Origin of the sequence: Hymenobacter nitidus (genome assembly GCF_020447315.1) — a bacterium.
GTDB lineage: Bacteria > Bacteroidota > Bacteroidia > Cytophagales > Hymenobacteraceae > Hymenobacter > Hymenobacter nitidus.
The window spans coordinates 231,772-243,361 of the sequence record NZ_JAJADQ010000007.1 but is presented as its reverse complement, the minus strand read 5'-3'; the positions used below and the strand labels follow the sequence as shown (position 1 = coordinate 243,361).

The 11,590-nt window shown below is 58.2% G+C and carries 9 protein-coding genes; 3 read left to right on the top strand and 6 right to left on the bottom strand.

Going from position 1 to position 11,590, the window contains the following annotated elements; translation table 11 throughout:
• Positions 1-47 precede the first annotated feature (47 nt).
• From LGH70_RS14725 to LGH70_RS14700, 6 genes are all read right to left on the bottom strand, one after another.
• Complete coding sequence (locus tag LGH70_RS14725; protein WP_226187039.1) at positions 48-1,835, bottom strand: acyl-CoA dehydrogenase FadE; 1,788 nt, start codon at positions 1,833-1,835, stop codon at positions 48-50.
• Positions 1,836-2,026: 191 nt separating this feature from the next.
• Entirely contained in the window at positions 2,027-2,350 is a 324-nt protein-coding gene (locus tag LGH70_RS14720; RefSeq protein WP_226187037.1) for a 50S ribosome-binding protein YggL, read from the bottom strand.
• Between the two features lie 113 nt (positions 2,351-2,463).
• Positions 2,464-3,642: an acetyl-CoA C-acyltransferase gene (locus LGH70_RS14715; RefSeq protein ID WP_226187035.1), complete on the bottom strand. Its 1,179-nt coding sequence runs from the start codon at positions 3,640-3,642 to the stop codon at positions 2,464-2,466.
• 324 nt (positions 3,643-3,966) lie between these two features.
• A complete protein-coding gene (locus tag LGH70_RS14710) occupies positions 3,967-6,375 on the bottom strand; it encodes a 3-hydroxyacyl-CoA dehydrogenase/enoyl-CoA hydratase family protein (protein ID WP_226187033.1) in 2,409 nt (802 codons plus the stop codon).
• A gap of 143 nt (positions 6,376-6,518) precedes the next feature.
• A complete protein-coding gene (locus LGH70_RS14705) occupies positions 6,519-6,995 on the bottom strand; it encodes a MarR family winged helix-turn-helix transcriptional regulator (protein ID WP_226187031.1) in 477 nt (158 codons plus the stop codon).
• A gap of 143 nt (positions 6,996-7,138) precedes the next feature.
• Positions 7,139-8,917 (bottom strand): AMP-dependent synthetase/ligase, encoded by a 1,779-nt coding sequence (locus LGH70_RS14700; RefSeq protein ID WP_226187029.1) that lies wholly within the window; start codon positions 8,915-8,917, stop codon positions 7,139-7,141.
• Positions 8,918-9,149: 232 nt separating this feature from the next.
• Between LGH70_RS14700 and LGH70_RS14695 the strand changes: the two genes are divergently transcribed.
• The 3 genes from LGH70_RS14695 to murQ all read left to right on the top strand — a co-directional run bounded on the left by LGH70_RS14695 (position 9,150) and on the right by murQ (position 11,575).
• Positions 9,150-10,298 (top strand): formimidoylglutamase, encoded by a 1,149-nt coding sequence (locus tag LGH70_RS14695; RefSeq protein WP_226187027.1) that lies wholly within the window; start codon positions 9,150-9,152, stop codon positions 10,296-10,298.
• A gap of 162 nt (positions 10,299-10,460) precedes the next feature.
• Positions 10,461-10,724, top strand: coding sequence for a cytochrome b5 domain-containing protein (locus LGH70_RS14690; RefSeq protein ID WP_226187206.1), 264 nt, complete (start codon positions 10,461-10,463; stop codon positions 10,722-10,724).
• A 47-nt stretch (positions 10,725-10,771) separates the two neighbouring features.
• Positions 10,772-11,575, top strand: a complete 804-nt coding sequence (gene murQ, locus LGH70_RS14685) for an N-acetylmuramic acid 6-phosphate etherase (RefSeq protein WP_226187026.1) — start codon at positions 10,772-10,774, stop codon at positions 11,573-11,575.
• The last annotated feature ends 15 nt before the right edge of the window (positions 11,576-11,590 follow it).

The following is an 11,590-nucleotide window of genomic DNA, read 5'->3' as shown; positions in this document are numbered from 1 at the left end:
TAGCTTAGGAGCGGCTTTTTTTATCTAACCAAACCAATTATTGCTTTCTAGAAGCTGTACTCGTTGGCCGCAATCAGCTGATCGGCAATGCGACGACGGGCTTCTTTGGCGTTGTACAGGTCCGCTTTGGTGAAGCGCTTCAGGCCCATGGCCAGCAGCTTCTGCTCGTCGCCTTCGGTCATGGTAGCAATGGCATCCTTACCGAATTTGTTGACCAGGTCCACCGTGTCGTAGAGGTACACGCGAGCAATGTCGATCTGCTGGGCCAGGGCTTCTTCGCCCTTCACGCCGGCTTCTTTCTCCACGCGCAGAATGGTGCTTTCGGCGGTATACACCTTGATGGCCATGTCGGCAATGTTCATCAGTACTTCCTGCTCTTTGGCGAGCGAGTTCATGTACTTCTGCACGGCCGTACCAGCCACCATCAGAATAGCCTTCTTCAGCTTGGCAATGGTCTTCTTCTCGGCGGCAAACAGGCCGGTTTCTTCTTCCGTGTTGAAATCCGGAATAGCCATCAGCTCCTGCTGCACAGCCTGGGCGGGGCCCATTAGGTCCAGCTCGCCTTTCATGGCCTTCTTCAGGATCATGTCAACGGCCAGCATGCGGTTGATTTCGTTCGTGCCCTCGAAGATGCGGTTGATGCGCGAATCCCGATAGGCGCGGTCCATGGGGTAGTCGGCCGAGAAGCCGTAGCCGCCATATACCTGCACGCCTTCGTCCACCACATAGTCCAGCACTTCCGAGCCTTCTACTTTCAAAATGGCGCACTCCACGGCAAACTCGCGGGCGGCGCCCAACAGTGCTTCGTTGTGGCTCTGACCTTTGGCCAGCAATTCCTGCTCCATGCGGGCAATGTCCATGCCGGCACGGTAGATGGCCGATTCCACGGCGTAAATCCGCACGGCCTGCTGGGCCAGCTTGTGCTTGATAGCGCCAAACTTGCTGATCGGCATTTTGAACTGCACCCGCTCGTTGGCATACTTCACACTCAGCGTCGAAGCCATTTTGGTAGCGCCCAAGCAAGCAGCAGCCAGCTTGATGCGGCCAATATTCAGAATGTTAAAGGCAATCAGGTGGCCTTTGCCAATCTCGCCCAGCACGGCCGACTTCGGCACCTTCGCATCCGACAGGAACACCTGGCGGGTCGAAGAACCCCGGATACCCATCTTGTGCTCTTCGTTGCCGAGGCTCAGGCCGGGCGTGTTTTTCTCCACGATGAAGCCAGTGAACTTGTCACCATCCACCTGGGCAAACACCACGAATACGTCGGCAAAGCCAGCGTTGGTAATCCACATCTTCTGCCCGTTCAGCACGTAATGCTCGCCGTCTTCGGTCAGGATGGCTTTGGTCTTGGCGCCCAGTGCATCCGAGCCCGAGCCGGGCTCGGTGAGGCAGTAGGCACCCATCAGCTCACCGTTGGTCAGGCCGGGCAGGTACTTGGCTTTCTGCTCATCGTTGCCGAAGTACAGAATGGGCAACATGGCAATACCGGTGTGGGCCGCAAAGGCCACCGGGAATGAGTGGCCGCCACCCACGCCTTCCGTCACGCGCAGCGAGGTCGGGAAGTCCATGTCCAGGCCGCCGTACTGCTCGGGGATGCTCACGCCGAACAGGCCCAGCTCGCCAGCTTTTTCCATCAGGCCGCGCATCAGGCCCTCCTCGTGGTTGTCGAGGCGTTCCAGCAGGGGCTGCACTTCTTTATCCACGAAGTCCAGCGCAGTCTGGTGCATCATGTTCTGCTCCTCCGAGAATTCGGCGGGGGTGAATACGTCTTGGGCGTCAGTTTCTTTGATGATGAACTCGCCGCCTTTTACAAGCTTGTTGGATACTTCCATGGCCAGGGTGAGAGGTTGGGTGAAGGAATTTTAAAGTCGAAAGTCAAAGGCTAAGTACTCGGCTTGCCTACTATTTATAACGCAAAGCAGGCCGAATACATTCGTACCGAAATATACGAAATTATGTTATGCTTGCCGAGTACTTTGCCCGAAAAAAGAAGCCCCATGGTCCTGAGGCTTCTATAATCAGTTTATTGGTCGCGAAACGGGCCGTAGTAGGCATCGGTCAGTTCCGAGCTGGTAGCCTCGGCTACTTCGGGCTGGGCCGTCAGCCACTGCTGGAGCTGGTCGCGCTTTTCCCGGGCCTGCTCCTCCGTCAGCCGCTTCACCGGCGTAGCGGCAAAATCGTCGAGGGCTCCGCCGATAATCAGCTCGAAGGTTTCGATCTGTTCGAGCAGCGTGTCGGAGAAATCCAGGTAAGCGTCGGGCTTATCCTCTTTCAACCGGTACGACACGTTCCAGCTGAATTCCTTGAATTCCTGGCGGTGAGTTTTCTTACGCAGGCGCTTTTTCATGACCTAAGCTAACAAAAGAACTTCGACTTGGGCCGGGCGCGGCCTGAGTATTCCAGTGGAGAAGCGCTGCCACGCTTTCCGGCCAGCCCCCGGCCCGAGTCGAAGCGTGAGAGTTACTTCAGCAGCTCATAAATGCCGGCTACGCCCTGGCCGCCGCCCACGCAGGCGGTTACCATACCGTACTTCTGGCCGCGGGCCCGCAGTTCGTGAAACAGCTGGATGCTGAGCTTGGCGCCCGAGCAGCCCAGCGGGTGACCCAGGGCAATAGCGCCGCCGTTCACGTTCAGCTTGCTTTCGTCGATGCCCAGCTCCCGCACCACGGCAATAGACTGGGATGCAAAGGCCTCGTTCAGTTCAAACAGGTCAATATCCTCGAGCTTCATACCGGCTTGCTTCAGCGCCTTCGGCACAGCCTTGATCGGGCCCATACCCATGATGCGCGGATCAATGCCTTCGGTGGCGTAGGTTACCATGCGGGCAATGGGCTCCAGATTCAGCTCCTTCACCATGCGCTCCGACATCACGATAACGAAAGCCGCGCCGTCGGAGGTCTGGGACGAATTGCCAGCCGTGACGGTGCCATTGGCGGCAAATACCGGCCGCAGCTTGGCCAAGGCCTCTACCGACGTGTCAGCGCGGGGGCCTTCGTCGGTATCCACCACGTACGAGCGGGTTTTCTTCTTGCCCGAAGCCTGGTCGATGTAGGTTTCCTCGACCGTAATGGGCACAATCTGCTCCTTGAACTTGCCGGCCTCAATGGCCTTAATGGCCTTCTGGTGGGAGTTGTAGGAGAAAACGTCCTGGTCTTCGCGCGAAATTTTGTAGTCGTTAGCTACGGCCTCAGCGGTCAGGCCCATACCCAGGTAGTAGTCGGGGTGCTTTTTGGAGAGGTTATAGTTCGGAACCGTTTTCCAGCCCACGGTGGGCACCATGCTCATGCTTTCGGTACCACCGGCCACGATGCAGTCGGCCATGCCGGCGGCAATTTTACCAGCAGCCATGGCAATGGTTTCCACGCCCGAGCCGCAGTAGCGGTTCACGATGAGTCCCGACACGTTCATGGGCAAAGCCAGCAAGGAAATCAGGCGGCCCATCTGCAGGCCCTGCTCAGCTTCCGGCACGGCATTGCCTACAATCACGTCGTCGATGCGCGTGGGGTCCAGGGCGGGCACGGAGGCCACGAGGTGTTTGATGACGTCCGCGGCCAGGTCGTCGGGACGGGTGAAGCGGAAACCGCCACGGGTGGCTTTGCCAACGGCAGTGCGGTAACCGGCTACGATATATGCGTTCATTGTAGTGAAGTCTTTAAAAGTGGGATTTGCAAACCCGATTGTTATGATGAGTAGCTCAGCTTTGGTTTGTTACTGCAAAGCGGCATTGCTCACATACTCCTTCTGTGTCAAGAGCCAATGGAGGAAACATACTCCTGATGTTATGGGAAGCAAATGAACCGTTCCCAATAACGTCTGGCATCTCAGGGTTATAGCCTTCTATTTGGCAGAAACGACACTGCTGAATCCACTTCCGCAGTTTTGGATACATGTCTATGTAATCCTTGCCGCCTCGGTGCTTATTAGTGCCCATGTTGCTTTTGCCGAATAGCTAAAGAACAATTACTAGTTCCGTAGCGGCTTGCCGGTGGTCAGGATGCTCTGGATACGCTCCAGCGTTTTCCGCTCGCCGGTCAGGCTCAGGAAGGCTTCGCGCTCCAGATCCAGCAGGTACTGCTCGCTCACGTTGGTCGGCGACGACAAATCCCCACCAGTCATGACGTAGGCCAGCTTGTTGGCAATTTTCACATCGTGGTCGGAAATGTAGTTGCCTACGCGCATGGCGTGCACACCGGTTAGGAACATGCCCAGCGCCCCGCGGCCGTGTACTTTGATGTCGGATTTCTGCACGGGCTGGGTGTAGCCGGCATCGGCCAGGGCAATGGCCTCGGCTTTGGCCTGGGCAATGAGGCGGTTGTTATTCACTACCACTTCGTCGCCGCGGCGCAGGAAGCCCAGGTCGAAAGCCTCAGCTGCCGAGGTCGACACCTTGGCGGTGCTGATGGTCACGAAGGCGTTGCGGAGCAGGTTGAACTCGGGCTCCCCTTCCTCATACTTGGCGGCCGTGCGCAGGGTCATTTCCTTGGTACCGCCCCCGGCCGGAATCAGGCCCACACCGAATTCTACCAGACCCATGTAGGTTTCGGCGGCGGCTACTACTTTATCGGCGTGCAGGTTCAGCTCGCAGCCGCCGCCCAGAGCTAGGCCGTGGGGCGTACCCACCACCGGAATGCTGCTGTAGCGCATGCGCATCATGGCATTCTGGAACTGGGCAATCATCATGTTAATCTCGTCATACTCCTGGTCCAAGGCGTACATGTACACCAGGCCCAGGTTGGCACCGGCCGAGAAGTTGGGTGCGTCGTTGCCGACCACCAGGCCGCGGTAGCCTTGCTCAGCCATGTCCACGCCCTTCATCAGGCCCTGAATAACATCAGAGCCCAGGGTGTTCATCTTGGAGTGGAATTCCACGTTCAGGATACCGTCGCCGAGGTCGATAACCGAAGCACCGGCGTTTTTCCACAGGACTTTGCCCGTGGCGCGCAGGTTGTCGAGGATGATGAAGTTCTCCACGCCGGGAATGGCCTGGTAGGACTTCGACTCCAGGTCGTAGAACTGCTTTACACCCTGCTCATTCACCTGGTAGAAGGTGGTGTTGCCAGCGGCCAGCATTTCTTCAATCCAGGGGGCTACGGTCTTGCCGTGGGCCTGCGCCAGTTCCAAACCTTTCTGCACGCCCAGGGCGTCCCAGGTTTCGAACGGACCCAGCTCCCAGCCGAAGCCGGCGCGCAGCGCGTCGTCAATCTTGTAGAGCTGGTCGGTGATTTCTGGAATCCGGTTCGAGACGTAGGCAAACAAACTGCCGAAGCTCTGCCGGTAGAAGTCGGCGGCTTTGTCTTTGCCGGCCACCAGCACCTTAAATCGGTCGGCGACCTTGTCGATGGCCTTGGTGGCTTCCAGCGAAGCAAACTTCACTTTCTGGCTGGGTTTGTACTCCAGCGTGTTCAAATCCAGGGCGTGGATTTCGGACTTGCCGCCCGCGCCCTTCACTTTCTTGTAGAAGCCCTGGCCGGTTTTGTCGCCGAGCCACTTGTTCTCGCCCATTTTCTTCACGAAGTCGGGCAGCACGAACACGTCCTTGGCTTCGTCGTTGGGCAGGCCCTGGGCCAGGCCGTTGGTTACGTTGATGGTCGTGTCCAGGCCCACCACGTCCGAAGTGCGCAGGGTGGCCGACTTCGCGTGACCGATAACCGGGCCGGTCAGCTTGTCCACTTCTTCCACCGTCAGGCCCAGGCGCTGCATGGTCTGCATCACGTCGAGCATCGCGAATACGCCCACGCGGTTGGCAATGAAGCCGGGCGTATCCTTGGCCAGCACTGTGGTTTTGCCCAGGTACAAGTCGCCGTAGTGCATCAGGAAATCTACTACCGACTGGTCCGTTTCGGGCGTCGGGATGATTTCGAGCAGCTTCAGGTAGCGGGGCGGGTTGAAGAAGTGCGTGCCGGCGAAGTGCTTGCGGAAGTCTTCCGAGCGACCTTCGGCCATCAAATGAATCGGAATACCGGAGGTATTCGAAGTAATCAGCGTGCCGGGCTTGCGGAACTGCTCGATGCGCTCAAACAGGCTCTTCTTGATATCCAGACGCTCTACCACGACCTCAATCGTCCAGTCGCAGGTAGCAATATCCTTGAGGTTATCGTCGAAGTTGCCGGTCTTGATGCGCGAGACGTCGGCCTTGCGGTAGAGCGGCGAGGGGTTCGACGTAATAGCGGCCTGCAGCGAGGCATTCACGATGCGGTTTTTCACCGCCGCCGCGTCGAGCTTCAGGCCCTTCTTTTCCTCGTCGGGAGTCAGCTCCTTGGGAGCAATATCGAGCAATAACACCTGCACGCCGATGTTGGCGAAGTGCAGCGCAATGCGCGAGCCCATCACACCGGAGCCGAGCACGGCTACTTTTTTGATAATACGATTCATTCGGGAAGGAATGAGTGGGTGAGAAATGAAAGATTCAGAGAGGAAACTTCGCGTCAAACTACTCGTCATGCCGAGCTTATCCAAACGCGAAGGCACTGCAAATGTTTGGTACTCAGAAAGCAGAGCACTTCGAGGCCGAGCCGCTAGGCCGCCGGTTCGGAGCGCAGGGGTTTCAGCTTAAAGTCGTCGAACAGGGTTTTGCCCTCAATCATGCCGGTAATCTGGCCCACGACTTTAAACATGACGTCGAGCTGAGCCTGGGGGATTTTCTCCCGCACTTTCTGGTTGAAATGCCGCACCGTCTGGCGCGAGACTTCCTTTTTACGCAGGCCTTCCTCGGTCAGGAAAATGCGGACCGAGCGTTTGTCCTGGGTGTCGGCTTGCTTGTAGATCAGGCCCTTTTCCTCCATCGAGCGGAGGATGCGGGTCAGGCTGCGGGTTTCGAGGCCCAGCAAGGGCGCAATCTTGGTAGCCGGAGTACCGCTTTCCTGGTCTATATTGAGCAGGACAAAGCCGATGCTGGTGGTGATGTCGTGCTTGGCGGCCTGCGTATTATACATGCGCGAAATGGCGTGCCAGGCTACTTTGATGTTATAATCGACGGTTTCTTCCGGTGTCATGGGGGTGCTGAAGTCGGGTAAACATACAAAGAATATGTTATGCTTGCATACTAAATAGACAGAAAAAAGTTTGGGCCGGCACTCAGTTTCTCGGGCGAAACCGCGCACCAGCCCCAAACACTTTTACCGCGTTGCCAGCAGACTTACCGCCGGTCGTCCTGCTGGTACATCCGCTCGATAATATCCTTGTTGTTCTCGGTGATGATCTTGCGCTTTACCTTCATGGTGGGTGTCATTTCCCCGGTTTCCACCGTCCACTGGCTGGGCAGCAGCTCGATTTTCTTGACCTGCTCCCACTGGGCAAAGCTCTGGTTGTACTTCTTCACCAGTTCGTCGTACATCTGCACGACTTTTTCGTTGCGAATGAGTTCCTCGTTGGAGCAGTTGCAGTCTACGCCGTTGCGCTTGCACCAGCCCTTCAGGTCGTCGAAGGACGGAATAACCAGCGCGGCGGGGAATTTCTGGTCGGCGCCCACCACCATGGCCTGCTCGATTAGCGGCGACTCCTTGAGCTTGCCCTCGATAACCTGCGGGGCAATGTACTTGCCGCCCGAAGTCTTGAACATCTCCTTTTTGCGGTCCGTGATTTTGAGAAACTTGCCGTTGACAAACTCGCCAATGTCTCCGGTGTGGAACCAGCCGTCGGCGTCGATTTCCTTAGCCGTCAGCTCGGGCTTGTTGTAGTAGCCCTTCATTACGGACGCCGACTTAGTCAGAATCTCACCGTCGGGGGCAATTTTCACCTCCATGTTGTCGATGAGCGGGCCCACGGTGCCAATCATGTTGTTTTCGGGCTCGAAGCCGCCCACGGCAATAACCGGCGAGGTTTCCGTCAGGCCGTAGCCTTCCATTACCCGGATGCCGGCCGCCCAGAACACGCGGGCCAGGCGGGGCTGCAGGGCGCCGCCGCCGCTCACGATGCACTTGAGGTTGCCGCCCAAGGCTTCGCGCCACTTATTGAAAATAAGCTTGTTGGCCAGGGCCAGCTGGGTATTGTAGAAAAAGCCGTGGTTTTTCTGGTTGTCGTATTTCAGGCCCAGGTCGAGGGCCCAGAAGAACAGGTTCTTCTTAACGCCTTCCAGCGTGTGGCCTTTCGCCACGATTTTGTCATAGACCTTCTCCAGCAGGCGGGGCACGGTGGTGAAAATCTGAGGCTTCACCTCGCGCAGGTTGTCGGCAATGACCTCCATGCTCTCGGCGTAGTAGATACTCACGCTGTTGATCATGTAGAGGTAGGTTACCATCCGCTCGAAGATGTGACAGAGCGGCAGAAAGCTCAAGGCTTTGTCGTCCTTGGTGACGGGCACGAAGGGCTGGGAGTTGCGGCAGTTGCTCAGGATGTTGTCGTGGCTGAGCATCACGCCTTTGGGGTTGCCGGTGGTGCCGGACGTGTAAATCAGGGTCAGCAGGTCATCGGGCTGCACGGCGGCTTTCAGGGGCTCAAGCGTAGCGGCGTCGCCTTGCTTGCCCAGTTCCAGCAGCTCGCTGAAGTGGCGGGCTCCGGCTACCTTATCAAAGGTGAAAACGTGCTTTACCTCGGGCAAATCGGCGGTGGCGGCCTTTACCTTTTCGTAGAGCTTGTCGTCGGCCACGAATACGGCTTTCACACCGGCATCGGTGAAGATGTACTTGTAGTCCTCCACCGTGATGCTGGGGTACATCGGCACGCTGGTGGCGCCAATCTGGGCAATGCCGAAGTCGGCAAACATCCACTCGGGTCGGTTCATCGAAATGATGGCGACCTTATCATCTTTCTTAATGCCGAGCTGCAACAGGCCCAGGCTGACCTGATTTACGTGCTCAACAAGTTGCTGGGTGCTGATTTTTTGCCAGTCCCCATTGATTTTGGCCGCCAGGGCGTCGGCTTTGGGGGCAGTGGCAAGTTGGTGCGTCAGAATATCAAACGAGCGGCGGACTTCCATTGTAGAGTGGGATACTGGTGGTGGGAAACGCGGAGAGGTGGAGCGAAATGCCCGGTTCCATAACGTTAGGCGGGGCAAAACCGTCGGGGACAAAGCGCCAAGACAGCTTAAATAAATAGATTTTTTGGCATAATGCCTATTACGCCCCAGCTTGGCAGGCTGATTGAGGGCGAAAAACTGGAAGGGCTGGCTGGTTTTACGTAGTTTTGTCTGCCTGCACTCTCCGCGCCCGATGAATCTGGCCATCTTCTTTGATCCGCTCCGCGAGGAGCTTACCGCCGCCACGGCAGCCTCTACGACGCTCGCCAATTATGCTTCCCGCTTTCTGGATTCGTTTCCGGATTGGCGCACTGCTGACTTGGCCCTTATCGGGCTGAACGAGTGGCGGGGCAGCGCGGGCGGCGCCCCCGACGTGCACGGCGCCGATGAGGTGCGGCGCCGCTTCTACCAGCTGCAGAAAGGCTCGGGCAGCCTGCGCATTGCCGACCTGGGCAACTTGCGCCCCGGCCTCACCCTGGAAGACACCTACCTACGGCTGCGCGAAATTGTAGCCGCGCTGCTCGAGCACAACACCGTCCCGATTCTGCTCGGTGGCAGCCAAGACCTGGACTACGGCCAATTCCTGGCCTACGAAACTCTGGAGCGGCCCGTCAGCTTTGCTATGGTCGACTCGCGGGTAGACATGGCCGAGCACGATACGGCGCCGGCCGAGGATTCGCACCTGCGCCGCATTCTGATGCACGAGCCCAACTTCGTCTTCAACTTTGCCCAGCTGGCTCATCAGCAGTATCTGGTGGCCCCCGACGTGCTGGCCGCTCTGGAGAAGCTGCACTTCGAAACCCTGCGTCTGGGCCAAGTGCGCGACGATATCCGGCAGGCCGAGCCCCTGCTGCGCCAAGCCGATTTTGTGAGCTTCGACGTAGCCGCCCTCCGTTGGAACGATGCCCCGGCTTATGCGCCGGCCAACCCCTTTGGCCTTACCAACGAGGAAGCCGCCAAGCTGGCCTGGTACGCGGGCCACAACGACCAGCTCAGCTCCTTCGGCCTCTACGGCTACCGCCCCGACCACGACACCCACGGCCTGGCCGCCAGCGCCCTGGCCACTATGCTGTGGTATTTCATCGAAGGCTTCTACCACCGCCGCAACGAAACCGACTTCCAGAGCCGCCGCTTTATCCGCTACGCCGTGGGCTTGCCCGGCTCGCCGGCCAAGCTGGTTTTCTATAAGGCCAAGCGCACCGAAAAGTGGTGGCTGGAAGTGGAAAGCCTGGCCGATAGCGCCGTGAAGCGTATTGTGCCCTGCAGCTACGAAGACTACTTCAAGGCTGCCCAGGGCGACTTGCCCAACCGCTGGATTCTGACGCAGGCGCTGCTGGGTTGATTGGTTATTGGTTGTTCGTTTATGGCTTTTGGTTCTTGCAGCAATGTCTTCTGTTTCGCCCCTGCTCCACGGCAGTCTTAATTCTGTAGTCAGCTGATGAACCTGTCGTTACCAGAACCAAACCAGAACTCTCAGGAGCCAAAAGCCATAAACGAACAACCAATAGCCAACTCACTACCCGAGTACTCGCTGGCCCAGCTGGCCTTGCGCAACGGGCAGGACCGGGACGAAATCTGGGTGGGCTACAAGGGTCTGATTTACGACGTGACCCGTTCGCGTCTGTGGCGGCGCGGCAACCACTATGAGCACTGGGCCGGTCAGGATCTGACCCGGGAGCTGCAAAAGGACGCGCCCCACACCGAGCACGTTTTCGACAAGTTCCACGCCATCGGCCGCCTGAAAATGCCTACTTCTTCCGCCTCCTAACGTTACAGTGGGTTCAGAATACCACCTCACCATTTCGCCCTTTCGCCTTGAGTACGACTGAAAGCCCTTCCCACTTCAACAACCTGGAAACCCTCTCGACCCGCGAATTGCTGGCCGGCATCAACAGCGTGGACCAGACGGTGCCGCAGGTGGTAGCTCAGGCCCTGCCGCAGATTGAGGCGCTAGTGGAGGCCACAGTAGAGCGGATGCAGCGCGGCGGTCGGTTGTTCTATATTGGGGCAGGCACCAGCGGGCGGCTGGGTATTCTGGATGCCTCGGAGTGCCCGCCCACTTTCGGCGTGCCCCAGGGCCTGGTTATCGGTATCATTGCCGGCGGCGACACGGCTATTCGCAAGGCCGTGGAAAATGCCGAGGACGACCCGCAACAGGCCTGGCGCGACCTGACAGCCCACGATATCAACGAAAACGACATGCTGGTGGGTATTGCTGCTTCTGGCCGCACGCCCTACGTCATCGGCGGCATGGCCATTGCCCGCCGCCACGGCATTGCCACGGGCTGCATCGTCTGCAACGCCGGCTCCACCGTGGCCGCTCTGGCCGATTTCCCGGTGGAAGTCGTCACCGGGCCCGAGTTCGTGACGGGTAGCACCCGTATGAAGGCCGGTACTGCCCAGAAGCTGGTGCTCAACATGCTTACCACCGCCACCATGATTCGCCTGGGCAAGGTGAAGGGCAACAAGATGGTCGACATGCAGCTCAGCAACCTCAAGCTCGTGGACCGGGGCGAAAAGATGATTATGGAGGAGCTGGGCATTGAGCAAGCAGAGGCCGCTGAGCTGCTGAAACAGCACGGCTCGGTGCGGGCCGCTATTGAGGCGCACAAACGCTAGGCCGTATTTCTGCCG